Origin of the sequence: Streptomyces sp. NPDC091972 (assembly GCF_044756385.1) — a bacterium.
Taxonomy (GTDB): Bacteria; Actinomycetota; Actinomycetes; order Streptomycetales; family Streptomycetaceae; genus Streptomyces.
In genome coordinates, this window is the sequence record NZ_JBIVSV010000022.1 from 23475 (window position 1) to 48253 (window position 24779).

Below are 24779 nucleotides of genomic sequence, written 5' to 3' on the forward strand. Positions count from 1 at the left end.
GGGGCAGCACCGTCGCCGTATCAGGCCGGTCGCAGCGGGCACGTGCGGAACGACGTCATGCCGAAGTCGGGGATGCGCTCCACGGCTGCGGCGTCGACGCGCTCCAGCACCCGCGCCTCCGCCAGGGCCGACCAGGCCATGCGCAGATGGAGCCGGGCCAGCGACGCGCCGAGGCAGTAATGGCGGCCACGTCCGAAGGCCAGGTGTCCCGCCGCTTGCTCGGCCCGCGCCACCGGCGGCCGGCCCACGCTGTCCGATACCGCCGTCGCTCCCGCCGCGCCCGTCACCGGGCAGCGGGACATCGCCTCGCCGCCTGCGGTGTCATGCCCCGCGGAGGCCAGGATCAGTACCACCCGCTGCCCGGTGACGAAGGGGTGCCCGCGGTAGTCGAAGTCCGCCTTCACCTCCCGGGGCGCGAAGTGGAACGGAGGGTCGAAACGCAACGCCTCCTCCACCTGGGCGTCCGCCCACACCTCGGGGTCCGCCCACGCGGCGCCGGCGCCGCGGTCCGTACCGGGCGCGGGCAGCTCCTGGGACTGCGCATGCCGCAGGGCCATGACGCAGGTGGCGGTCGCGGTGGGCTCGACACCGCCGGTTACCAGCTGCGCCACCATCGCCACCACGTCGTCCAGTTCGACCGTTTCCTCCTCATCGAGGGCTCGGGCCAGAGCCTGGGCGACAGGGGTCACGGGATCGTTCAGCATGCGCGAGACGACGTGGCCGGTCAGCTCCTCCACCGCGACACGCGCGGCCCCGGCCAGCCGTACGTCGACCCCGGTACTGCCCAGATAGCGCACCAACGCGTCCGACCACCGCACGAGTCGGGGGCCGTCCTCGTCGGGGGAGCTACCGAGCAGACGGCTCAGTGTCCAGGTCGCCGCGGGCCGGGCGAAGCCGGTCAGCAGATCGGCGGCCCCCTCGCCCAGCCCGCGGGCCAGCGACCGGATGACCTCCCTGATGGCGTCACCCATCGGGGCGACGGCCGTGCGGGACAAGGCGGGTTGCAGCCGCCGGCGCAGCAGTTGCTGCGCCGGCCGGTCGGAGAAGACCGGCCACCGGGCGAGGTGGTCCTCCACCGGTACGACGTCGCGACGCTCGGGCAGCGGAAGGCTGTGCACCCAGTCCGGGTAGGTGTGCGCGCCGAGTCGTGGATCGCGCAGCAGCTCGACCGTGTCGTCGCGGCGGCTGACGTACCAGGATCGGGTCTCCTCGTCCCAGTGCACCGGGCTGCGGTCCCGCAGCAGGCGGTACAGCGGGTACGGGTCGAGCCGGCTGGCGGGGGTGACGACGGGCGGCAGGGTCTGGTCGCGGACGGTCATCGCGCACCGGCGCTCTCGTACTCGATGCTCTCCATGGCCTGGCAGTCCGTCCAGCAGATCGCGCAGTCGTTGCGCCTGATCCGGTCCCTGGCCTGCTGGGCGAGGTTGCCCGTCCACAGGGGCAGGATGTCGTAGCCGGTGTCGCGCACGTTGCCGATGACGTCCTCGGTCATGGTGACGCAGGGGGCGATGCCACCGTAGGGGTCGATCCACAGCGAGGCGAACATGGCGTAGCACGGAACGATCATCTCGTTCGGCGAGTTGACGCTCTGCGGGATGCGCTCGACGAAGGGCAGCGTCCGCTCGAAGCGGTACTCCCGGTTCAGCTGCTCCACCGTGCGGATCAGCTTCTGCCTGCCCTCCAGGGTGTTGTTCTTCGCGTAGTAGTGACCGGAGGCGACGGGCCGGAAGGCGAAGTCGTCCGGTTCCCTGACCAGCCCGGTGCGCAGTGCGTCGGCCATGAGGGCCGGCAGCTCGTCGACGTTGTCGTCCATGATGGTGAAGCTGATCTGCTGGCTCAGCTGCGGGTAGGACTTCCGCAGTTCACCGAGGTCGCGCAGCAGGGCGCGGGCGCGGTCGTAGCCGTTCCTGACGCCGCGGATCCGGCCGTAGGTGTCGGAGAAGCCGTCCAGGGAGACGCTCACCACGAACAGCGAGTCCTCCGGGGCCTCGGTGAGGATCTTCCGCACCATGCCCAGAATCCGTTTCGGCTGGAGCCCGTTGGTGGTGACGGCGACGAAACCGGTCCTGCGGAGAACCAGGCTCAGAAGTTCCACCACGCCTTCCTTGAGGAAGGGTTCGCCGCCGGTCACGTCAATGGACGTGACGCCCTGACTGAGGGCAAATTCGGTGACCCGCAGCCATTCCTCGCCGGTCAGTTCGGTGCTGTAGAGCCCCTTTTCCTTCCGGTATATCTCCCAGATCGAGCACATGGTGCACCGGGAGTTGCACAGATTCGTGATCTGCATGCTCATACGTCGCGGAACGGGACGCGGAAGCCCGGACTGGCGAAGTCGTCGCACGTCAGCGGCCATTGGATCCATCATGGTCAACACGCTAAGCGGCGCCGGTATATTCGCGGAATACAAAGAATCCGCCCCTCGCTCTCGTGCTTGACACCCTCCTCGGGCCGCTGCCAACAATTGGCCTGTGTTCGGGGCCACTTGGCCCGGACGCCCTCCCATTCGCCTTGCCATAGGAGAGCAGTCATGCGGTTCAACCTCATCGAGGCCGGCCCCGTCGCCGATATCGAGGTCGTCGAGCGGAAAGGGACGGGCCACCCGGACTCGCTTTCCGACGGACTGGCGGAAGCACTCTCTGTCGCGTATTCCCGTTACACGCGGGAACGGTTCGGTGCGGTCCTGCACCACAACTTCGACAAGGTGGGTCTCCTCGGCGGCCGCAGCGAGGTGGACTTCGGCCGCGGCCGCATGACCTCGCCCATCCGCGTCCTGGTCAACGGCCGGACGAGCAACCGTTTCGGTGACGAGGACATCCCCGTCGAGGACATCATCGTCAGCGCCACCCGGGAGTTCCTCGGAGCCAGGCTGCCGAAGATCGACCCGGAGCAGGACCTGACCTTCCTGTGGAACCTCAGCAGCGGCAGCAGCCCGGGCCAGGTCGACGCCTCCTCCGACAAGGAGTCCTACCGCCGGCACTGGTTCGCGCCGCGCGACCTGTCCGACCTGCGCGAACTGACGCACCTGGTCTGCAACGACACGTCGATCGGTACCGCCTACGCACCTCTGAGCCCGCTGGAGACCTTCGTGCTCCAGGTCGAGAAGGAGCTCCACGAGGAACACGATCTGCCGTGGCTCGGCACCGACATCAAGGTGCTCGCCGTACGCAGGGGCACGAGCCTCGACCTGACGATGTGCCTGCCCCAGATCGCCGACGAGGTCCAGGACCTCGCGGCGTACGCGGCGAACATCGAGACCGCCCGCGCCATCGTCCTGGACCTCGCGGCGCGGATGCTGCCCGGTCACACCGTCGAGCTGTTCACCAACACCCGCGACAAGTACGACATCCCGGAGCTGTACCTCACCGCCACCGGCTCCTCCATCGAGAGCGGCGACGAGGGACTGGTCGGCCGCGGCAACCGCGCCAACGGACTGATCGCCACCGCCCGTCCGTACACCATGGAGGGGGTCTGCGGGAAGAACCCGGTCTACCACACCGGCAAGATCTACACCGTGGCCGCGCAGCGCATCGCGGACGAACTCGCCGCGGCCTTCGACACCGGCTTCCGCGTCTGGGTGGTCGGGCAGGCCGGGCGTGCTCTCGACGACCCCTGGGAGGTCGTGGTCGCCCACGAGGGCCCCGTCGACGCCAACCTGGTGGAGGTCACCGTCAAGTCGGTGCTGTCCAACGTCACCGGCATCACCGACGACCTCCTCTCCGCATCGATCCGGCTCTACTGACGATGCGCACCGATACGGCATCCGCACGGGCCGTGACGCCTCCCGCCACGGCAACGGCCCTGGCGGACTGGCTCCTGGACCGCCCCCTCGTCACCACCGGCCCGCACGCCGGCGGAGTCCGGGGGAGCGTCTGCGGCCCGGACCACGACTACGTCTATCCGGAGATCGCCGGGTACTACCTGACCTGGCTGTCCTTCCTCGAAGCCACGGGCGCGCCGCAGGCCGCGCAGGCCGACGCCGTCCGGGCCGGGGTGATCGGCCGGCTCGCACGGGAACTGGCCGCGGAGCGGGGCCCGCGCACGCGCCGTTACCTCCGCCCCGCGGCCGAGCCGGCCGACGAGTGGCGCAACCACGCCCTGTTCGCCTTCGACCTGGGCATGGTCCACCGGGGACTCGCGGCCGCGCTTCCGGCAGGCCCCGGGGCCGAGCAGTCGGACGCCTGGGCGCCGTTGGCCAGGACCGCCGCGTTGCTGGACCGGCTGCGGGACCGCGACGGCAGCTGGCTGGCGTGCCTGCCCCACCCCGGGGCCCCGGCACCGCCACCGCGCTGGTCGACCACGGCGGGCCCGCATCTGCTCAAGGTCGCCGGGGGAGTGCTGGCGCTGGCGCGCGGCACCGAGACGCCGTCCCTCACCGCGGCGGCGACGGCCACCCTGCACCGCCACGCGCCCGGCCTCGTGGCGGGACTGCCCGCGATGAGCCACCCGGCGCTGTACGCACTGGAAGGACTCCTGCAGGCGGAGCTGGCCGGACACCACGCCTACCGGGGGCAGTTGGAGGAGTCCTACGCCCTGCTGCTGGCACACGTCGCCGACGGCGTCCTGCCCGAGTACGCCCGGCAGCCGGACAGCCGAGTACGCAGCGACGTCATCGCCCAGATGCTGCGCGTCGGATGCGTACTGGCCGCGCAGGACCGGCTGGACACCGCGGGCAGGCACGCGCTCCCCCTGCTCGCCCGGCGGCTGACGGCGATGGTCTCGCCCCTGGGGGCACTGCCGTTCGAGGACGGCGGCACCCGTCCCGCCGAGCCCGCCGAGCCCGCCGAGCCCGCCGTGTCCCGTGCGTCCGCGGTGGCCGGCCACGGCAACACCTGGTGCGCGATGTTCGCCCATCAGGCCCTGACCTTCCACGACCGGGTGGCCCGCGGGCAGCCCCTACCCCGGGAGTGGATCCGGCTGCTGGTGTGACAGCGGGCGGAGCAGGACGCCCGGGCGCACGGCCCCATCGCGAAGGAGTGACCCACATGCAGCGGCGGACCGTCGCGCTCGTCTTCGGCACCCGGCCGGAGGCCATCAAGATGGCTCCCCTGATCAAGGGATTCGCCGCACGCGAGGAGTTCCGCGCGCTGGTGGTGACCACGGGGCAGCACACCGACATGGTCGAACAGGCGCTGGCGGAGTTCGGCGTCGAGGCCGACATCACCCTGGGCGTCCGACGCGAGCGGCACACCCTCGCCGAACTCACGGGCGCCGTCCTCACCGGCGTCGACGAGGTGCTGTCCCGGTACCGTCCGCAGGCACTGCTCACCCACGGGGACACCACCACCACCCTGGGCGCCAGCCTGGCGGCGTTCTACCGGATGGTGCCCCTGGTCCACGTCGAGGCCGGCCTGCGCTCGGGCAACCGCTGGGCCCCCTACCCGGAGGAGATCAACCGCCGGGTCACCTCCCTGGTGACCAACCTCCACCTCGCTCCGACACCCCAGGCCCGCGACAACCTCCTCGACGAGGGCGTGGACCCGTCCACCGTGGTCGTCACCGGCAACACCGTGCTGGACGCCATGCACCTCCAGCTCGGCTCGGCCGACGCCTGGGCCGATCCCGCGCTGGACGTCCTGGACCGAGACCCCCGCCGCATGGTGCTCCTGACCGTCCACCGCCGTGAGTCGTGGGGCACCGCGATGAGCAGAATCGCCCGCACCTTCGCCGAACTCGCCGACCGGCACCCCGAGATGCTGATCGTCGCCTGCGTACACCCCAACCCGCGGGTCCGCGACGCGCTGCTGCCCGCACTGCGCGGCCGGTCCAACATCGTGACCGTGGGGCCCCAGCCGTACTCCACCTTCCTGCGCCTGATCCGCAGGGCGCACATCGTGGTGACGGACTCCGGGGGAGTGCAGGAGGAGTGCACCGGCCTGCACACGCCGGCGCTGGTGCTGCGGGAGGTGACGGAGCGGCAGGAAGCCACCGCCACGGGCGGGGTGGCGCTGGTGGGCACGGAACCGCAGCAGGTGCGCGCCGCCGTGGAAGCCCTGTGGGACGACCCCCACCGGCACGCACGGATGGCGGCCGCGGTCAGCCCGTTCGGTGACGGGCGCGCCACCGGCCGCTGCATCGCCGCGGTCGCCGGACTGCTGGGGCTCGGCGACGGGCCACTGAGCGAGTACGAACCCCTGCTGACGAACGAAGGAACACCGCGATGACCTCCGCCAGGCACACCACCTACCTCGTCCGGCACGCGCGGACGGCGTACAGCGCCCGTCACGTCGTCAACGGTTCCGTGAAGGTGGACGTGCCCCTCGACGCGGAGGGCACGGCCTCCTGCCACGCCCTGTCGGCCCCGTGGCTGGACACCGTCGCCACCTGCGTCACCAGTGGCTTCACCCGCACCCGGCAGACGGCGCACGCACTCCTCGGCGACCGGCACGTCGTCCTGCGCAGCGACCACCGGCTCGACGAGATCGACTACGGCGTCTTCGAAGGGGGCCCGTGGACCCGGTACGGGAACTGGCTCGCCGAAGCGGGCCGGGACGCCACCCCGCCGGGCGCCGGCGAGTCCTGGAGCGGGGCGGTCGCCCGGATGCTGAGCGGGCTGTCCGCCTGTCTCGAAGTGCCCGGTCCCCGTCTGGTGGTGGGCCACGGCCTGCTGGGTTCGGTGGTGCGCTGGCTGATGACGGCGCCTCCCGGGGAGCGTCTGGCCCAGCCCTTCCTGCCGGAAGCCCCCTGTCTGGAGCCGGTCGTCCTGGACGACGACGAGCTGACGCGCCTCCTGAGCGATGCCGGTGAGCGCCTCGGTCTAGCGGCGGTGCCCGAGGCGGCCGGACGATGAGCGACACGGACGACTACGACGCCATCGTCGTCGGTTCGGGGGCCGCGGGCGGTTGGGCCGCCCGCACGCTCGCCGAGCGGGGCGCGCGCGTGCTGGTCCTGGAGGCCGGCCCGCTGCTGCCCGGCGACCACCGGGTGGACCGGGCCGTGCACAGCGCGCGCCGTCAGTCGGTGCAGTCCCTGTGCTCGGCTTACGAGCCCATGACGGCCCACCTGTTCGTCGACGACGCCGAACACCCGTACCAGACGGACGAGGACGCCCCCTTCCACTGGTTCAGGGGCCGGCAGCTCGGCGGCCGGCTTCACCTGTGGGCCGGGGTGAGCCTGCGCATGTCGGACCGGGAGTTCACCGCCCGTCCCGCGCCCGGGGACACGCCACGGGCCTGGCCTCTCGGACACCGGGACCTGGCCCCCTTCTACGAACGCGTCGAGTCCTTCATGCGGGTCACGGGCGGGGGCGAGCACTCCCCGGCCGCGCCGGCTCCGCGGAGCGTCGACGACCGGCGGCCGTCGCACGCGGAGCGGCAGCTCGCCGACATGCTCGCCGCTCGGTGGCCGCAGCGACAGGTCCTGGCCGGGCGCGTGGCCCGCGCGGACGCCGACGCGGTGCTGACGGCCGCCCTGGACACCGGACGGACCGCCCTGCGCACCAACGCCGTCGTCTCCCACCTGGAACTCGACCCGGCGGGGGGACGCGCGCGGGGGGTCGTCTTCGCCGACCGGCTCACCGGCCGCTGGCACCGGCGGCGGGCCCGGGCGATCCTGCTGTGCGCCTCCGCGGTGGAGTCCGTCCGCATCCTGCTGAACACCCGCACCCCACAGCACCCCGACGGCCTGGGCAATCGGCACGACCTGCTGGGACGCTACTTCTGCGACCACCTCAGCGGCCCGTCCGTCAGCGGCACGCTGCCGGGGGCCGGCACCGCGCCGCAGCCGTCGGCCGCCCCGGGGTTCGTGCCGGTGAGTCACGTGCCCCACTTCGGCGACGAGCGGGAACGGCCCGGCTACGGCATCACCCTCCTGGCCCCCGAAGTCCTGCCCCTGAGCGCCCGCAGCGCCGACTGGGCGGCGTCCGCGGCGGCCGGCACCACACCGTTTCGCCTGTGGTCCTGCGGGGAGATCCCCGCCCGCCGGGACAACCGCGTCCAGCTCGCCGACGCCCCCGACGCCTGGGGCATCCCCCAGGCCCGCATCCGTCTGCGCTACGGCGCCGAGGAGCGTGAGCTGGCCGCCGAACAGGCCGCCACGATGGCCGAGATGGCCGCGGCGGCGGGCTGGGACGTCACCGACGTCACGGACGCGCCCGCCGTGCCCGGCACCTCCGTCCACGAACTGGGCGGCGCGGCCATGGGCACCACCCCCGACCGTTCCGTGACCGATGCGGCCAACCGGCTGTGGGAAGCCCCGAACGTGCTCGTCGCGGACGGGGCCGCCTTCACCACCCCCGGCTGGCAGAACCCGACCCTGACGATCATGGCCCTGGCCACCCGCGCAGCCCACTTGCTGGCCGACGCCGCCCGCGCAGGCCGACTGGAGCACCCAACCCCATGAGAATCATGCTGATCAGCGACGTGGACGTGGAGAGCGGCCGTGGACCCGTGACCCGCCTCGCCCACGTACTGCCCCACCTCGCGCGGCGGGCCGAGGTCTCGCTCATCGCGCTGGGCCCGGCCGACGCCGTCTGCGGCCGCGCCCTGGCGGACAGTGAGGTGTCCACCCGCGTGGTGCCGTTCGCCCTCGACGGCTGGCGGGTCAGGGACCTGCCCGCGCTGGTGAACCGGATCCGCGAAGCGGTTGCGCAGGACCGGCCCGACCTGGTGGTCCTCTACCGCGAGATCTGGGACCTGATGCACGCGCTGCCACCGGTCCTGGCCCGGCTCGGCGTGCCGTTCGCGGTCATGCCGCACTCGGTGCCGTTCCTGGACGCGGTGTCCCGGCCCACCCGGTCGTTCACCTGGGACCTGCTGCGCCGCCTGCCCGGTGAGCGCCGCGGCCACGCCTGGCGGTACCTGCTCACCCACGTCCACCAGGTCGGCCTGATGCGCACCCTGCCCCGGGTCGTCATCAACGAGACCGTCGACCACTACCTGGAGGGCTACTTCCCCGGGGCCCCGACCGCACGGGCCATCCCGGGCTACGCGGTGGACCTGTCCGCGATCACCGCCGCGCAACCCGCCGAAACCCGCTACGACGTAGCCTTCATGGCCAAACTCACCAAGGGCAAAGGGCTGTTCGACACCCTCCGCGTGATGCGGCACCTGCGCAGGGTCCGCCCCGGAGCGCGCATGGTGGTGATCGGCTCCTTCGAGAGCCGCCGCGTCGAGCGCGCCTACCTCGCCGCCCGTGACCGGCTCGGCCTGCGCGACGCGATCCACTTGGCCGGCTGGCTCACCGGTGACGAGAAGTACCGGCTCCTGGGCTCGGCCCGGACCTTCTGCTACCCCTCGCGATCGGCCGACACCTTCTCCCTGTGCCTGCTGGAGGCTCTCGGCTGCGGCCTCCCTGCGGTCTGCTACGACGTTCCCTTCGCCCGACTGGTGTACGGGGACACACCCGCGGTGAGTACGGTGCGCTACGGATCGGCCCGGGCCATGGCCCGACGACTTGACCAACTCCTTACCGACGAGGCGCAGTTGAGAGGGTCGGAAGAAGCCCTCCGTTTCGCCAGCCGTTACTGTTCTTGGAGCACCGTGGCTGATGCGGAGTACGCCGCCTACCAGGCCTTGCTGGCTCCGAGGCATGGTGCCTCAGCCCACGGCCAGAGAAACAATGTGAGGAATTCCCGTGCTTGACCTGAACTACGTGCTCCAGCACCAGGACGAGGTCGTCCGAAACTGCGCCGACCGGGGCTACGACATCGACATCGAGCGCATCGTCCGCCTCGACCGCGAGCGCCGGGCCGCCATCGGACGGCTCGACGAGACACGGCACGAGATCACCGTGCTCGGCCAGCAGTGGAAGAACGCCACCGACAAGGACGAACACCGCCGTCGTGCCGTCGCCCTGAAGGAAGAACGGTCCCGTCGCGAGGCCGAGGCGGAGAAGGCCGAGGCCGAACTGCGCGAGGTCCTCTCCTGGCTGCCGAACATGCTCGACGAGCGGGTCCCCGTCGGAGGGGAGGAGGACAACCAGATCGTCCGCAAGGTCGGCGAGCCGCCCGCCCTGGGGTTCGAGCCGCGCCCCCACGAGGAGATCGGCCGGCTCACCGCCACCATCGACATCCCGCACGGGGTCAACGTCGCAGGCTCCCGCTTCTACCTGCTCATGAACGAGGCCGTGCAGATGCGCTACGCGCTCACCGACCTCTTCGTCAAGCGGGCCCGCCGGCAGGGATTCGAGCTGGTCTCCCCGCCCTACCTGGCCCGCCGGGAGACCCTCTTCGCCTCCGGCTACCTGCCGTTCCAGAGCAAGGACAACTTCGCCGTCGACGACGACCTGACGCTGATCGGCACCAGCGAGCAGGCACTGCTGGGCATGCACGTCGGCGAGACCCTCGACCGGCTTCCGCTGCTCTACCTGGGCGACTCGATGTGCTTCCGCACCGAGGCCGGCTCCTACGGCCGCGACACCGCCGGCATCCTGCGCGTCCACCAGTTCTACAAGCTCGAGCAGTTCATCTACTGCCGTCCGGAGGACAGCGAGCACTACCACCAGCTGTGCCTCGAGAACGAGGAATGGCTGATGACGGAGCTCGGCATTCCCTACCAGGTCGTGCTGACCGGCTCCAAGGACCTCGGCGCGCCCGGCCGGATCAAGTACGACACCGAGGCATGGCTGCCGTCCCAGGGCCGGTACCGCGAGATGACGTCCAACACCAACATGGGTGACTACCAGGCCCGACGAGGACGCATCCGCTTCAAGATCGGCGGGGAGAAGGGCTTCCCCCACACCATCTCCGCCACCGGGTTCTGCGACCGTCTCATCCTGGCCATCCTGGAGAACTGCCAGCAGGAGGACGGCTCCGTCCGCGTCCCCGAACTCCTGGTGCCCTACCTCGGCACCGAGGTGATCACCGTCCGTCCCGTGCAGGAACAGCGCCCGAAGGTCCACTGACATGACACGTCCGCCCGCAGCCGCCTTCGCCCGCGCCCTCGCGGAATACCTGGGCCCACGCAACTGGCGGCAGAGCCGGTGTACGCACTGCGGACGCCGGTACTTCGCCAAGAAGGCGGCGGCGTGCGGCAGCCCGTGGTGTCCGGGCACGGCGTCCGTCCCCGGGGCGGACGCCGGCCGCCCGCCGGCCCGTCCGGTCCCGGCCCAGTGGCAGCGGATGCACGCCGTGTTCCGCGGCAGGGGCCTGACGCCCTTCGCCATCGACCCCACCGGCGTGGCCCGCGACACCGACCTGATCGTCTCCGCACTGCAGTACCTCGACCCCGTCGTGCACGACGGGGCACCGCCGCCCCAGGGCACCCAGATCCTTTCCCAGCCGTGCGTCCGGTGGCGATACCTGCCCGGCGCCGGCCGAGAAGAGGGCGTCTCCTCGTCGTTCGTCAACCTCTCCTCCCTGGAGACAGGGGAGGGGGACCTGGTGGACCGTGTGCCCGCACACCTCGACCTGTGGCTGGACGGGCTGTCGGCCATCGGTCTGCACGCCCGAGAGATCACCGTCGCGCTCACCGACGAGGAATGCGCCTACGGCCCCTACCGGGGGATCCGGGCCGACGTGAACAGCGGCGGCATCGAACTCGGCGAGATCAACTGGTACTTCGAGGTGGACGGCCCGACCGCCCCGGACTTCTCGGTCATAGACTGCGGCTTCTCGTTCGAGCGGATGGCCTGGGCGGCGGCCGGAGGGCAGGAGGCGTACCACGACCTGCTGTCACCCCTGTACCTGGTCGGCGTCGCGGACGGCGGCGTGCTCAACGACCGCTGCCGCACTCTCGCCCTGCTCGCCCTCAGCGGGGTGCGGCCGGGCAGTCGTGGCCCGCGCCGGCATGTCCGCCAGCTCACCGACGAACTTGTGGCGCCCTTCCTGCGCGGCGTGAACGTACGGGGCTGCCTGCACCACGCGGCGCGCTTCTGGGAGCAGTTCCTGCCGGCCGGGAGCCTCGTGCCCAACGCGGTGGACGAAGCGAGCGCGGCGGTCGAGCGGCGCGCCCTGGACCTGCTCGCGCGCGCCCTGCGGCAGCCCGCCCCGCCACAGCAGCTGGAGTTCAGTGAAGCCGCGGACGTGCTTGCAGCCCGCTCGGGAGGGCGTGTCGTGCTCTCGCGAGCCGTGAGCAGTCTCGCCGGAGTCGTGTGAACCGGCGGGAACGCCACGGGCGGCACGCGCGCTGCCGGTTCACCCAGCGCACGTGCCGCCCCGTGTCAGGCGTCATGCATCGATGTCGCTACCGGCCACCGAGAGGGCCAGCAGCAGGAGCTGCGCGCGGTTGTTCACACCGGTCTTGAGGCGGATCCGGCGCAGATAGGTGTCGACGGTGTGCGGGCTGATCTGCATTCTCCGGGCCGTCGCCGAATAGGTTCTGCCCTGCACCAGGTTCTTCAGCACCTCGATCTCCCGAGCGCTGAGCGCGGACGCGTTCATCGTGGCCTGACTGCTCACAAGCTCCCCATTTCCTCTCTGGCCGTCTGCCTTCATTGTTGGCCGTGCGGGATGCGGGGACGGGGAGGGAGGCCCGTCACCAAGTTGCCCTGCATCAAGCGCCTCCGGGGTATGAACCTCCCAAGCCGCCTCAAAACGACACCGGTCCGTGGCGGCGATGGACAACGGGCAGTGCCACCACCGGTACCGGGGACGGAGGCGGTGAGGTGGCGAGGCCGCGAGAGGCGGATTCTCGTGACTTAATTCCGGGGACGATGTCGCTACGGTGGAATGAGCGCAGACCAATTCTCCTGCGCTAGGACCGGCGACGGAGATGCGAGATGACGTGGATGCCTCCTGCGGAACTTCGTGGGTGCACAGAGGCCGACGGGAATGACGCCCAATTCCTGTTGCTCGGACCTTTGTCGGTCGTCCATCAGGAGAAAAGCATTCCCCTCGGTCCGGGAAAGCAGCGCACACTGCTGGCGCATTTCCTGCTCAACGCGAACCGACCCGTTTCGGTGCGCAGTTCGCTGGAGGCCCTGTGGGACGACCCGCCGCCGTCCGCGGTGAAGAACGTCCAGCTGTACGTGGGCCGCATCCGGCGCATGCTCGCCGGAGTCGAATCGGTCTGCCGCCTGCACACGGTGGACCGCGGCTATCGACTCGACGTCGACTCCGAGCGGGTGGACACCGAGGTGTTCCGCCGGCTGGTCCGTGACGCCTCGCGTGCCCGCCGGGACCGCCGCCTCGATCAGGCGGTCGTGCTGTTCGGGGACGCGTTGAAGCTCTGGCGCGGCAAGCCGCTGGAGACGCTGGCCTGCACGGTCGCCCTGGACGCCGAGGTCGGAGTGCTGGAGGACATGCGTCTGATGGCGTGCGAAGAGTACTTCGGACTGATGCTGGAGACCGGTCACCACCGTGCGGCCATCCCCGAGCTGCGGCGGATGGTGGCCGCCTACCCCCGCCAGGAACTGCTGCGCTACCAGCTGATGCTGGCCCTCAGCAGAGCCGGTGACCGCTCGGCCGCACTGTCGACCTACCGCAGCGGCTACCGGCTGCTGGTCGAGGACCTGGGCATCGAACCGTCGCGGCCCCTGCGCGAGTTGCACGACGCCATCCTGGCGGACACCGCACCCACCCGCACGACCTCCCACGCCACCGCACCCCTGCGGGGCACCACTCCGGTCCGGACCGCACGACCGGGCGGTCGCCGCGGCGCACTGCAGCGTGCCTCCTGACGCGACAGTCCGTCACCGGTCCACCTCACCCGCACCGGCACTTCCCTGCCGCACGCCCTGGAGACAACCTCTATGCCCTTCATCTTCGTCGGAGGGTCGGCTCGTTCCGGCACTTCCCTGGTTCAGAAGCTCCTGGTGAGCCACTCCGCGATCGCGGGTGGGCCGGAGTTCGACCACACCGGCGCCATCGTCGACCTGTACCGGCGCATGTCCGAGCCCTGGCGCCTGGACCGCCAGGCCTTCTACTATACGGCCGGTCAACTGGCCGACGGTTTCCGGGCCTTCTACGAGGGTTTCTTCACGCAGGTGACCGAACGCGACCCGGACGCCGCCTTCCTGTCGGAGAAGACACCCAGCAACATCCTCGCCGCCGAGACCCTGCTCGAACTGTGGCCGGACGCGGTGTTCGTCAACGTGGTCCGGGACGGACGCGACGTGGTGCTCTCCCACCTGGACGTCAACCGCCGCTACCGAGCCCGTGGCGAGCGCAACCCGGAGCGGGACACGCTCCTCAGCGTCTGCCGGCACTGGAACGCCTGCATCTCGGCGTACTTCGACCTGATGGCCCGACCGGACCTGAGCGAACGGGTCCACCACGTCGTCTTCGAAGACCTCGTCACCCGTCCCGAGGACGAGGTCCGCCGTCTTTTCGAGTTCCTCGGACTGAAGACGGAGGAACGGCAGATGCACCCGGAGAACATCACCGAACAGGAAGTCGGAGTAGTGCTGGAGGGAGCCTATTTCACCCAGCAGCTGTACCGGCAGCCTTTCAACGCGGCGAAGACGAATCGCTGGCGTCAGGAGATGAACCCGCTGCAGAAAGCCGCAGCCACCCGCCTCATGAAGTCCAACCTCCGGAGGCTCGGCTACCCGACGTGACGGATGCCCGAGGCGGTGACATGCCACACCCCTGGTCCATCGCGGAGATCGGGACCTGCGAAGATCGGTCCGCAGATGTGCACACCCTGTCGGAACGGGGTGGCAACAGTGGGGGAGCCCGGGTGACGACGATCGATGAGTACCAGCGGCGTTGCGAGCAGCTGTTCATGGCCGGAGGGAACGCGGCCGTGAGGCGGGCCGCCCAGGCAGCTCTGGACGAGCTCGGCCCCCACCCCGACCTGTACTGCTGGTTGGCCCTCGGGCACGCCGCCGAGGACGACGACGAACACGACGACCGCGCGGAGGAGGCCTTCCGCGCCGGACTCGCTCTCGACGGTGACCACCTGGGGCTCCTGGCGGGTTACGCCGAACTGTGCCTTCGTGCCGACTCCTTCGAGTACCCGGGCCGGGCCGCGCGGGCCGTCACTCTGTCCAAGCGCCTCAAGCAGCTCGCACCGCGGTCCGCCGAGGCCGACCGGCTCGCGGCAGCGGAACGCTGGGCGCGGCGCGGCTACTGGGACGACCTGCGGATGAGAGCGGCGGCCGCCACGGTCGCGGGCCGCGACACCGAGGCACAGGCCCGTGCCCTGGCCGTGGATCTCCGGCACGGCGACGAGGCGGCGACCGGGGACCTGAACGTCGACGACCGCGAGGCCGTCGTACGCGCCGCTACCGTCGAGGCGCTGTCCGGGCCGTGGAACGCCCCCGTACGCTTCCTGGGTCGCCATCGCACGGCCGTCTGGGTCCTCAGCGGCATCCTGTGCGTCCTGACCAACACGGTGTTGCGCCAGACCGGAGTCGTCGACACCTTCAGCGTCTGGGGGTTCCTCTGGGGCCTCCCCGTCCTCATGGTCGACCGCCGTTTCGCCGCCATCCGCAGGCAAGCCGAGGCACAGCACATCGCCACCCTCGAAACAGCGCTCGGCGAACGGAGTTGACCTGCTGCCGTCACGCTGCCCCGAACGGGGCAACCGGTGCAGACGGCGGCGGACGGGGCCGGTCACCGTGACCGCGGCGCAGGCCAACGGTGCACCGGGTGGCGCGGCTTTCGTAGCGGAGGCCGTTCGGCGAGGATGACGGGTCATGACGATCGTGTTCCGGGTCCCCGCCGGCGGTGCGGAGCGGGTGGGGTTCGCCTATTCGCCGACGATGGAGGCCGTACTGAGTCTCCACGTGCTGGTCGAGCCCAAGCACCACCCCGTCCAGCACGCCTGGGTGCGTGCGATGCGCAAGCTGTCCCCGGCTCTGAAGCGGGAGATCGAGGCGTTCTCCTACGCGGTGCGCTCGTACTTCCCCGAGTTCCTGTTTCCCCGGCCGACCGGCGGCCTGGCGGACTTCGCGGAGGGACTGGCCGACTTGCGCGGGGCGGATCCGGAGCTGGTCCGCCTCGAGTTCGCCGTCCCTCTGCTCACGCCCTGGCCGGGCGGCGGCGAGGGCAGGGATCCGCACGTGCTGGACGAACCGGAGGTACGCCGTCTGGTGCGGGAGCGCCTCGCACGGGACAGCGACGAAGCGATGGCCGGGATGCTCCTCGACGACCCCCGCGCGCTGCTGGAGCGGTTCTTGAGCATGCTGGAGCGCTACTGGCGGGAGGCGTTCGAGGAGGAATGGGCACGGCTCGAGCCCGAACTCGCCGCCGGCGTCAGCGAGGCCGGCCACCAGATCGAGCAGCGCGGCCTGTACGGGATGCTCCGCGGCCTGTGGCCGGAGGTGCGCAGCGATCCGCAGGCCGAACGCTTCTGGCTGGAGCGGCCGCACGACCACGAGGTCGCCATCGGCCCGGACGACACACTCGTACTCGCCCCCAGTGCCTATGTGTGGCCACACGTACGCGTCAACTGCGACGGTCCGTGGCCCCTCGGGCTCGTCTTCCCCGTCTCCTCGATCGTCCGGGAAGCCCGCCCGCGGATTCCGCCGACCAGGCTCGTCGGCACCCTGCGCGCGCTCGCCGACGACACCCGGCTGCGCGCCCTGCGACTGCTCGCCGAACGTCCGCGCAGCACGCAGGAGTTGGCCCCGCTCGTCGGGGTCAGCGAGGCCGCCCTGTCCAAGCACCTGAGGGTGCTGGCGGACGCGGGCCTGCTGGAGCGCCGCCGCGAGGGCTACTACGTCCTGTACCGGCTTGCCTCCGGACAGTTGGCAGGGCTGGCCCCCAGCCTGGAGAGCTTTCTGCACGGCGACGGCTCCGGTGAGGGGTCCGGTGACGTGTCCGACCACGACTGATTAGCCATCTGCCTAATAAGTGGATCAGGGGCCCGGCAGGACCCGACAGTGGCCGCATGCCACTGCTGAAGGACCGCAACTTCCTGCTTCTCTTCGCCGGCCAGGGCATCTCACGCTTCGGCGACGGCCTGTACACCGCCGCGACCGCCTGGCTGGCCTGGTCCCTGACGAAGGACCCCACGGCCGTCGCCGTGGTGAGCGTCTCCGCGTTCGCGCCCGCGTTCGTCGCGACCTTCGTCGTCGCCTCGTACGCCGACCGCCGCGACCGTCGGAAGCTGATGATCTTCACCGATCTGGCCCGGGTCGCCGTGGTGGCCGTGGCTTCCCTCCTGCTCTCCCTCGACCTGCTGCACCTGCCCCTGCTCGTTGCGACCACGGCACTGCTGGCGCTGATCGGCGCCCCGTTCGCCCCGGCCCGAAACGCCATCGTCACGCAGATCGTGCCGGACGACCGCTTGCAGCAGGCCAACGGACTGCTACAGGTCGCCTTCCGGGCGGCCTTCTTCGTCGGCCCGCTCATGCTGGCACCGCTGCTGGCCTTCGGCTCACTGCAGGCGGTGCTGGTGGTGGACGGACTCACCTTCCTGGGTTCGGCGGCCGCCGTGGCCGCCATCCGCGTGACCCGCCCCTCTCCGACCGGCGCTCAGACGGGACTGTGGCGCGATCTCAGCGCCGGGCTGCGGGCAGTGCTGGCTGCTCCCGACGTACTCGTGGTCATCGTGACGTTCGTGCTCGCCCTCGCCCTGACGAACGGTTTCCTGACCGTCGGGCTGGTCGCAGTCGTGGGACAGGGCGGCCAGTACGGTCTGCTGCTCGGCGTCGCCGGGGTCGCCGAAGTGGTCGGCGCCCTGCTCCTGGCCGGCCTGCGCATCCGCAGACTCGCACTGGCCGCTGTGCTGGCGTGGGCCCTGCTCGGGATCTTCCGGGCTCCACTGGGAACGGTCACCTCCCCTGCTGTGGCGGCGGCATTCCTGACCGCCACTGGGTTGGCCTCGGCCCTCACGGACATTCCGTTGATCGCACTGGTGCAGCGGCGCATACCGGGCCATCACCTGGCGAAGGCACTCGGGCTGTGGGAAACCGGGGTGGCAGGAGCCCTGGCGATCTCCCCCTTTGTGGCCTCCACCGCCATCACTCTCGCCGGACTGAAGAGCGCCTTCCTGCTCTCGGGGGCCGCCGTCGTCGTCCTGGCCGTCACCGCCATGCTCACCCTCGCATGCGTAGGCGTGCGGCCGGCCGGTCAGAAGCCCTTCGTCACGGCGCCGGAAGAAACGGCGGTGATCACGGCCACGTCGGAGTGACTGCGCGGATCATCGCTGGGCGCAGGCAGTTCCAGACGTTGCCCGACGGGCCGGGCGGCGGGCGGCATGTGGGTCCGGGTCACCTTCCGTTTCCTCAAGCGGCGAACCTGCCGGCCGACGAACACGCTCAGGTCATCCGCCTCGCGCACGCGGGTATGACCCAGCTCGACGCCTCGGTGGGCGGCCGACACGCGCCCCCCTGCCGGCGCCCACTTCGGGCGCGGCGGAACTCGCCGACGCCCTCAGTCCCCGCGAGATCACCTTCTGTGGCTCGTGGCACGCGGCCGGGCCAACCGTGAGATCGCCGCACAGCTCTGCCAGGAACGTCGCACGGCTGCCCTGCAAGGCCACATCTCGACTTCCGTGGCGACCCGAACTCGCAGACAATGCAGTGCGATTGTCTGTCCGGCGGAGGCTCGCCCACCTGGCGCGCCTCTCTCCTCCTGACCTCGTGCCGGCTGTATCCGCGTCAGCCGCTTCACGTTCCATGACGACCTCCACCGACCAGAGGCAAGGATCGGCTCGTGCGAGTCCCGGCAGACGAGGTCGACTCCCTCCTCTCAGCGACTGCGGCCCCGCCGAGTTCAGTGCGCGGACCGCGGTGAAGCCTCCGACCCGCACAAGGAGTCCGCATGGCATCACGTATCAGCCGTCGCACCGTGCTGTCCGCCGGCGTGGGCGCCGCCGGCCTGTCCCTGCCCGGCGTCGCCGCGTACGCCGCCGACCGTGCGCCAACCCGCGTGAGATTCACTCTGAACGCCCAAGTGCTCGACGGCGGTGAACAGGTCACCTCGATCACCCTGGGGACCGCCCGGCTCGGCCCGATCGACCCGGCCTGTCTGACCACCGCGACCTTCGGCGTGCACGCCAAGGGCACCAGGCCGTTCGCCACTGCTTCCGACGGCGGCGTTGTCACCGACTACGACCTCGACCGCACGGTGACCGCTGTCCGGCTCGACCGCAACGGCAACATCGTGCTCGAACTCAGCCATGGCGAAGGCCAGATCGGAGGCAGCACACTCAGCTACCTGCCGGCCGAGGGTCGCAACGTGATGCTCGACCTCGTCTACACCCTCACTCAGCACACCCCGATCGTCCTGCGCGACCACCGATCCGTCGTCATCGACACGTTCGTGCAGAACCCTCGGCTCTCCGATCCCGAGGTGGACGCGTTCAGCTCACACATCTCCGGCTCGGGAATGAAGTACCGGCTGTACTCGCCCACCGAGTCACACTTCTCCCGGCACAGGAAGCGCCCGCTGATCGTCTGGCTCCACGGCGGAGGCGAGGGCGCCTCACTGCCCAACAACTACTACGACAACGAGACCCCGCTACGAGCCAACCGCGGCGCCCTGGGCTTCGCCACCCCCCAGGCCCAGCGCATCTTCGACGGCGCCTACGTCGTCGCCCCGCAGAGCACCTCGTACTGGATGGAGGACGGCCCCCGCTTCGCCCCCCTGATCCACGAGATCGTCAACGACGTGGCGCGCAAGAACCGCATCGACCGCGCCCGGATCTACGTCGCCGGGTGCAGCAACGGCGGGTACATGAGCATGAAGATGACCACCGTCTATCCCACCCTGTTCGCCGCGGCCGTGCCGATCTGCGGGATCGTCGCGCCTTTCCCGTCCGGAGACACACCGCTGATCCCCGACAGCGAGCTGGCACGGATCAGCACCCCCAGCTGGCTCGTCACCTCCGCCGACGACCCCGTCGTGGACGCGCAGGCCAACACCGTCCACGCGCACGATGTGATCCCCGGCTCGCTCATGACGCTCTACGACCACGTCATCTGGAACGGCCGGCAGTTCAACGGCCACTTTTCGTGGATCTACGTCGCTCGCAACGACCCCAGCATCGACGGGACGCATGTCTGGCAGTGGATGGCCGCTCAGCGTCGGCACTGAGGGACGGTAGGTGGAACCGCCGGCGGCTGAAACTGCCGGCGGTCCGACTCCGGACACGATGGTGACGAAGGCAGCCTGCCGACCACCGGACGACACATCCACCACCCGGCCGACGCCGAGGGACGAGCCACTAGCCCAGGAGGCGTGTGAGCCAGTCGGTGCGGGTGCGGCGGGCTGTGGTCGAGATGTGCGCCTGCGGGTACAGGGCGTCGAACCCGTGGAAACCGCCCGCCCACACATGGAGTTCGGCCTGACCGCCCGCCGCCCAGATACGGGTGGCGTAGTCGGTGTCCTCGTCGCGGAAGACCTCCGCGGAGCCGGTGTCGATGTAGGTGGTCGGCAGGCCGGAGAGGTCCTGGGCCCGTGACGGCGACATGTAGGGGGAGACCTCGGCGTCGGGGAGGTCCCCGAGGAGCGAGTGCCATCCGAACGCGTTCATCTCAGTGGTCCAGACACCGGGGGTCCTGGCGTACTGGCGGCTGGAGGTGGAGGTGTTGCGGTGGTCGAGCATGGGGCAGATCAGCATCTGCGCGGCGATCGCGGGACCGCCCCGGTCGCGGGCGAGCAGGCCGACACCCGCGGCGAGGCCGCCTCCCGCGCTGACGCCCGCGACGACGATACGGGCGGGGTCGATGCGCAGCTCGGCGGCGTGCCGGGCGACCCACAGCAGTCCGCGGTAGCAGTCGTCGACCGGGACGGAGCCGGTGGCCTCCGGCGCGAGCCGGTAGTCCACCGAGACCACGACCGCGCCGAACCGGTCGAGCCACTCCAGCGGGATGTCGATCTGTGAGTGGCGGTCACCCATGACCATCCCGCCGCCGTGCATCCAGTAGATGCAGGGGAGGGCGGTGCCGTCGTTGTCGGCGTCGGTGCGTACGGGGCTGAGGATCGACAGGGGGATCGGGGTGCCGTCCGTGGCCGGCACGGTGATCTCGCGCCGCTCGACCTGTCGGTGCGCGAGGAGGGACTCGATGGGCGTCGAGGGCAGTTGGCGCAGCTGCGCGAGGATGTCCGGGGTGAGTTCGGACATGAGGGGCATGTCGGCCAGGAGGTCACGCAGTTCGGGGTCCAGAGCGGGGCGTGCCGTGGTCATGGTGGTGGCCTTTCGTAGGTGCTGGATGGTCCAGGGGGAGCGGGTGGGGGCTTGGTCAGGGCTTCCCGAGGACGGCTTTGCCGCCGACGGGGACGTGGTCGCTGTACTCCGGCTCCTTGGCCAGCAGCGGGCCGATCTGCGCCACGATGGCCTGAGCGGTCTCACCGGCGAAGACCCGGTGATGGTCCTCCTCGCTGGTCCAGCCCTCCGTGACCTGGACGACGTCGGGGTCGGACGCGGAGCGGGAGACCAGGTAGACCAGGCAGTGCTCACTCACACCCGGGCTGCCCTCGTCCATGCCGGTCAGCAGCAGGTCGATCAGCCGGTCTCCCGCACCGGGCTCGGCGGTCAGGGTGGCGCTGAAGCCATACGTGGCGATCATGGTCGTCCTCTCGGTCGGCTGTGGAGTGGGGCGACTTCCATTAGAGCCATCTGACCTGCGGAAACGTTAGAACGATGCTGTCGGGTACTTGCACGATCCTCCCGAGCACAGGAGAACCAGCCTGTCACGGTGGTGCAATGTCCCCATGCCTCTCGAAGAGCTCCGCACCCTGTTGGCCCGCCACGCCAGGCCTGACTGGACCACTGCCATCGACGGCGTGCTCATCTCCAAGGTCGACCGCTCGGACCCGCCGGAGCTGTCCATGTCCGGCATGGTGCTCGCGGTCATCGCGCAAGGCGCCAAAAGACTAGCTCTGGGCGACCGGGTCTTCGCGTACGGTCCCGGGCAGTTCCTGGTCGCGTCCGTCGACCTCCCCGTCACCGGACAGTTCACCCAGGCCGATCCCGAACAGCCGGCCCTCGGCTTCGGACTCACCCTGGAGCCGTCCGCCGTGGCCGAGTTGCTCCTCCAGGCCGGCCCCGGTGACACCCCCAGCACCCGTGCGGGCGCGCCCTCGGCGATCGCCGTCAGCGATGCCCCGCCCGCGTTGCTAGACGCGGTCGTACGGCTGCTGCGGCTGCTGGACGAGCCCCGCGACCGGGCCGTACTGGCGCCGCTCGTCAGGCGCGAGATCCTGTGGCGGCTGATCACCAGCGAGCAGGGCGCGACGGTACGTCAGCTGGGCCTCGCCGACAGCAGCCTCAGCCATGTCTCCCGGGCCGTGCGCTGGATCCGCGAGAACTACGCGCAGCCCTTCCGGGTCGAGGACGTGGCCCGGATGTCCGGCATGAGCGCCTCGGCCTTCTACCGCAACTTCCAGGCGGTGACCGCGATGAGCCCCATCCAGTTCCAGAAGCAGATCCGCCTCCAGGAAGCCCGGTTGCTGCTCGCCACCCACCCGGGCGATGTCACCGGAGTCGGCCAGCGCGTCGGCTACGACAATCCCTCCCAGTTCAGCCGGGAGTACCGCCGCCAGTTCGGCGCGCCGCCCAGTCAGGATGCCGCGCGCCTGCGTGATGCGGTGCGCGCCCCCAGCGGTGTCCTGGCCTGAGCGGCACGGCGGTCACGAAGGAGGATCAGGCAAGGCGGCGAGAGGATCGTTCTATCGTTCCCGCAGGTCAGAGCGATCCAATGGGATTGGAAGTTCTTCAGCGGAGCAGGAAGACGCCGTTGCTCCGCGCATCCCGTCACATCGCCGAGGGGCACAGCATGAACACTGTTCTGATCACGGGTACGTCGTCCGGATACGGTCGGGCCACCGCCCTCCACTTCCACGAGCAGGGGTGGAACGTCATCGCCACGATGCGCACGCCGCGCGAGGGCGTGCTGCCGGACTCGGACCGCCTGCGCGTCGTCGAACTCGACGTGACCGAGCCCGCGAGCATCACGGCCGCGTTCGAGGCGGCGGGCCCCGTCGACGTCCTGGTCAACAACGCGGGCGTGCCCTCGATCGGTGTCTTCGAGGGCACCCCGATGTCTCAGGTTCGGGAGGTGTTCGAAGCCAACACCTTCGGTGTCATGGCGACCACGCAGGCCGTGCTGCCCCGCTTCCGCGAACGCGGCTCAGGTGTGGTGGTCAACGTGACCTCCAGTGTGGTGCTCGGGCACATGCCGCTCTCAGCCGTCTACAAGGCGAGCAAGATGGCGGTCGAGGGCTTCACCGCGTCCCTCGCGCTCGAACTCGCGCCCTTCGGTGTGCGGGTCAGGACGGTCCAACCGGGAGCCTGTCTGACGACGAACTTCGCCGTGCGCGCCACGAACGGCGCCTCGCTGGACGAGATGGTCCCGGAACCGTACGCAGCGTGGGCGAAGAAGGCCATGGACTCCTTCACCGCCCAGGAGCAGTTCACCGAGGAGACCGATGTCGCCGAGGCGGTGTGGCGAGCCGTCCACGACACGACCGGTCAACTGCGCTTCCCCGCCGGCCCCGACGCGCACTGGCTCGCCCAGGCGAAGTGACGGAACCCCGGTGCGGTGGCACACGCGCTGATGCCGGATTCGGTTTCGTTCCACGGCGGAAACCTGTCAACAGGAAGCCACCGTACGGCCGTTGAAGGTCAGGGGCGTGTCGGTGCGCTCCGCGACGTCCTCGACGGTGACGCCGGGAGCCGTCTCGACGAGGGCGAGTCCGTCCGCCGTGACGTCGAGGACGGCGAGGTCGGTGATGATGCGCTGGACGCAGCGTTCGCCGGTGAGCGGCAGGGTGCACTCCTTGAGGATCTTGGGGCTGCCGTCCTTGGCGGTGTGTTCCATGAGGACGATGACGCGGCGGGCGCCGTGGACCAGGTCCATCGCCCCGCCCATGCCCTTGACCGTCTTGCCGGGGATCATCCAGTTGGCCAGGTCCCCGCCCTGTGACACCTGCATGGCGCCCAGGACGGCGGTGTCGATGTGGCCGCCGCGGATCATACCGAAGGACAGCGCCGAGTCGAAGAACGACGCCCCCGGCAGCACGGTGACCGTCTCCTTGCCGGCGTTGATGAGATCCGGGTCGACCTCGTCCTGCGTGGGGTAGGGCCCGGTGCCGAGGATGCCGTTCTCGGAGTGCAGGACGACCTGGACGCCGGGCGGGAGATGGCCGGGGATCAGGGTGGGCAGGCCGATGCCGAGGTTGACGTAGGAGCCGTCGGTGAGTTCGGTTGCCGCTCGGGCGGCCATCTGGTCGCGGGTCCAGGCCATCAGGAACGTACCGTCCTCTTCTCGATCTGCTTGTCGGTGGCCTCGGCGGCGCTGAGCGCCACGACCCGTTGGACGTAGATGCCGGGCAGGTGGACGGCGTCGGGCGCCAGGTCGCCGGGTTCGACCAGTTCCTCGACCTCGGCGACGGTCACCTTGCCCGCCATGGCCGCCAGGGGGTTGAAGTTGGCGGCGGCCCTGCGGAAGACGAGGTTTCCGTGACGGTCGCCGCGCCAGGCCCGTACGAGGGCGAAGTCGGTGGTGATGCCGTGCTCCAGGACGTGCGGGCGGCCGTCGAAGTCGCGGATCTCCTTGGGCGGCGAGGCCACGGCCACGGAGCCGTCCGGGGCATGGCGCCAGGGCAGTCCGCCGCCGGCGACCTGGGTGCCCACACCGGCGGGAGTGTAGAAGGCGGGGATGCCGGCGCCGCCGGCCCGCAGGCGTTCGGCGAGGGTGCCCTGCGGGGTGAGCTCGACCTCCAGCTCGCCGGACAGGTACTGGCGGGCGAACTCCTTGTTCTCGCCCACGTAGGAGCCCGTCACGCGGGTGATGCGACCGGCCGCCAGCAGGACGCCCAGACCCCGGCCGTCCACACCGCAGTTGTTGGAGACGACCTCCAGGCCCTGCGCGCCTTGCTCGGACAGGGCGCGGATGAGGACCTCCGGTACGCCGCTGAGGCCGAAGCCGCCCACGGCGAGTGAGGCGCCGTCGGCGATGTCGGCGACGGCCTCTGCGGCGCTGCCGCGGACCTTGTTCACGTGGGG

General features: G+C 70.5%; 23 protein-coding genes. 16 read left to right on the top strand and 7 right to left on the bottom strand.

The genetic code is table 11. From position 1 onward, the window contains the following. Positions 1-20: 20 nt before the first annotated feature. Together ACIQJT_RS39940 and ACIQJT_RS39945 are read right to left on the bottom strand one after the other, a co-directional pair. The gene (locus tag ACIQJT_RS39940) at positions 21-1319 is read right to left on the bottom strand and encodes a cytochrome P450 (protein ID WP_402650399.1); all 1299 of its coding nucleotides are present in this window, start codon (positions 1317-1319) and stop codon (positions 21-23) included. Then, a complete protein-coding gene (locus ACIQJT_RS39945; protein WP_402650400.1) occupies positions 1316-2293 on the bottom strand; it encodes a radical SAM/SPASM domain-containing protein in 978 nt (325 codons plus the stop codon). Before ACIQJT_RS39945 ends, ACIQJT_RS39940 begins: the two co-directional genes overlap by 4 nt. A 234-nt stretch (positions 2294-2527) precedes the next feature. Here ACIQJT_RS39945 and ACIQJT_RS39950 point away from each other — a divergent pair, with 234 nt between their 5' ends. The 8 genes from ACIQJT_RS39950 to ACIQJT_RS39985 are packed head-to-tail and all read left to right on the top strand — an operon-like array spanning position 2528 to position 12031. Then, on the top strand, positions 2528-3739 hold the full coding sequence (locus ACIQJT_RS39950) for a methionine adenosyltransferase (RefSeq protein WP_402650401.1): 1212 nt from the start codon (positions 2528-2530) through the stop codon (positions 3737-3739). Between the two features lie 32 nt (positions 3740-3771). Next, positions 3772-4926 carry a hypothetical protein gene (locus tag ACIQJT_RS39955; RefSeq protein WP_402650402.1) on the top strand — a complete coding sequence of 385 codons (1155 nt, stop codon included), beginning with the start codon at positions 3772-3774 and terminating at the stop codon, positions 4924-4926. Positions 4927-4982: 56 nt separating this feature from the next. Then, positions 4983-6161: a non-hydrolyzing UDP-N-acetylglucosamine 2-epimerase gene (wecB, locus tag ACIQJT_RS39960; RefSeq protein WP_402650403.1), complete on the top strand. Its 1179-nt coding sequence runs from the start codon at positions 4983-4985 to the stop codon at positions 6159-6161. Then, entirely contained in the window at positions 6158-6787 is a 630-nt protein-coding gene (locus tag ACIQJT_RS39965) for a histidine phosphatase family protein (protein ID WP_402650404.1), read from the top strand. The genes wecB and ACIQJT_RS39965 overlap by 4 nt, the downstream gene beginning before the upstream one ends. Beyond that, positions 6784-8337 (top strand): GMC oxidoreductase, encoded by a 1554-nt coding sequence (locus ACIQJT_RS39970; RefSeq protein WP_402650405.1) that lies wholly within the window; start codon positions 6784-6786, stop codon positions 8335-8337. The genes ACIQJT_RS39965 and ACIQJT_RS39970 overlap by 4 nt, the downstream gene beginning before the upstream one ends. Then, positions 8334-9578 (top strand): glycosyltransferase family 4 protein, encoded by a 1245-nt coding sequence (locus ACIQJT_RS39975; RefSeq protein ID WP_402650406.1) that lies wholly within the window; start codon positions 8334-8336, stop codon positions 9576-9578. The genes ACIQJT_RS39970 and ACIQJT_RS39975 overlap by 4 nt, the downstream gene beginning before the upstream one ends. Further along, the gene (gene serS / locus ACIQJT_RS39980) at positions 9571-10839 is read left to right on the top strand and encodes a serine--tRNA ligase (RefSeq protein ID WP_365464671.1); all 1269 of its coding nucleotides are present in this window, start codon (positions 9571-9573) and stop codon (positions 10837-10839) included. Before ACIQJT_RS39975 ends, serS begins: the two co-directional genes overlap by 8 nt. A gap of 1 nt (position 10840) precedes the next feature. Continuing rightward, on the top strand, positions 10841-12031 hold the full coding sequence (locus tag ACIQJT_RS39985) for a hypothetical protein (RefSeq protein WP_402650407.1): 1191 nt from the start codon (positions 10841-10843) through the stop codon (positions 12029-12031). A 72-nt stretch (positions 12032-12103) separates the two neighbouring features. Here ACIQJT_RS39985 and ACIQJT_RS39990 read toward each other — a convergent pair whose 3' ends face one another. Further along, a complete protein-coding gene (locus ACIQJT_RS39990) occupies positions 12104-12334 on the bottom strand; it encodes a helix-turn-helix transcriptional regulator (protein WP_365464676.1) in 231 nt (76 codons plus the stop codon). A gap of 329 nt (positions 12335-12663) precedes the next feature. On the opposite strand from ACIQJT_RS39990, the gene ACIQJT_RS39995 reads away from it, so the two are divergent. The 6 genes from ACIQJT_RS39995 to ACIQJT_RS40020 all read left to right on the top strand — a co-directional run bounded on the left by ACIQJT_RS39995 (position 12664) and on the right by ACIQJT_RS40020 (position 19864). After that, positions 12664-13554: a BTAD domain-containing putative transcriptional regulator gene (locus tag ACIQJT_RS39995; protein WP_402650440.1), complete on the top strand. Its 891-nt coding sequence runs from the start codon at positions 12664-12666 to the stop codon at positions 13552-13554. Between the two features lie 72 nt (positions 13555-13626). After that, complete coding sequence (locus ACIQJT_RS40000) at positions 13627-14433, top strand: sulfotransferase family protein (RefSeq protein WP_402650408.1); 807 nt, start codon at positions 13627-13629, stop codon at positions 14431-14433. Between the two features lie 122 nt (positions 14434-14555). Continuing rightward, positions 14556-15371, top strand: coding sequence for a hypothetical protein (locus ACIQJT_RS40005; protein ID WP_402650409.1), 816 nt, complete (start codon positions 14556-14558; stop codon positions 15369-15371). 145 nt (positions 15372-15516) lie between these two features. Next, positions 15517-16656, top strand: coding sequence for a DUF5937 family protein (locus ACIQJT_RS40010; RefSeq protein ID WP_365464684.1), 1140 nt, complete (start codon positions 15517-15519; stop codon positions 16654-16656). 56 nt (positions 16657-16712) lie between these two features. Further along, positions 16713-17957 (top strand): MFS transporter, encoded by a 1245-nt coding sequence (locus ACIQJT_RS40015; RefSeq protein WP_402650410.1) that lies wholly within the window; start codon positions 16713-16715, stop codon positions 17955-17957. A 632-nt stretch (positions 17958-18589) separates the two neighbouring features. Continuing rightward, positions 18590-19864, top strand: a complete 1275-nt coding sequence (locus ACIQJT_RS40020) for a prolyl oligopeptidase family serine peptidase (RefSeq protein ID WP_402650411.1) — start codon at positions 18590-18592, stop codon at positions 19862-19864. A gap of 130 nt (positions 19865-19994) precedes the next feature. On the opposite strand, the gene ACIQJT_RS40025 is transcribed toward ACIQJT_RS40020, so the two are convergent. Both ACIQJT_RS40025 and ACIQJT_RS40030 read right to left on the bottom strand, forming a co-directional pair. Further along, positions 19995-20957: an alpha/beta hydrolase gene (locus tag ACIQJT_RS40025; RefSeq protein ID WP_402650412.1), complete on the bottom strand. Its 963-nt coding sequence runs from the start codon at positions 20955-20957 to the stop codon at positions 19995-19997. 55 nt (positions 20958-21012) lie between these two features. Further along, positions 21013-21339 (bottom strand): putative quinol monooxygenase, encoded by a 327-nt coding sequence (locus ACIQJT_RS40030; RefSeq protein WP_402650413.1) that lies wholly within the window; start codon positions 21337-21339, stop codon positions 21013-21015. Positions 21340-21484: 145 nt separating this feature from the next. On the opposite strand from ACIQJT_RS40030, the gene ACIQJT_RS40035 reads away from it, so the two are divergent. Together ACIQJT_RS40035 and ACIQJT_RS40040 are read left to right on the top strand one after the other, a co-directional pair. Continuing rightward, entirely contained in the window at positions 21485-22390 is a 906-nt protein-coding gene (locus tag ACIQJT_RS40035; protein ID WP_365464699.1) for an AraC family transcriptional regulator, read from the top strand. Between the two features lie 158 nt (positions 22391-22548). Then, on the top strand, positions 22549-23298 hold the full coding sequence (locus ACIQJT_RS40040; protein ID WP_402650414.1) for an SDR family oxidoreductase: 750 nt from the start codon (positions 22549-22551) through the stop codon (positions 23296-23298). A gap of 66 nt (positions 23299-23364) precedes the next feature. Here ACIQJT_RS40040 and ACIQJT_RS40045 read toward each other — a convergent pair whose 3' ends face one another. Both ACIQJT_RS40045 and ACIQJT_RS40050 read right to left on the bottom strand, forming a co-directional pair. Further along, a complete protein-coding gene (locus ACIQJT_RS40045; RefSeq protein ID WP_402650415.1) occupies positions 23365-24018 on the bottom strand; it encodes a CoA transferase subunit B in 654 nt (217 codons plus the stop codon). Further along, positions 24018-24773, bottom strand: a complete 756-nt coding sequence (locus tag ACIQJT_RS40050) for a CoA transferase subunit A (protein ID WP_402650416.1) — start codon at positions 24771-24773, stop codon at positions 24018-24020. The genes ACIQJT_RS40045 and ACIQJT_RS40050 overlap by 1 nt, the downstream gene beginning before the upstream one ends. Between the last annotated feature and the right edge of the window lie 6 nt (positions 24774-24779).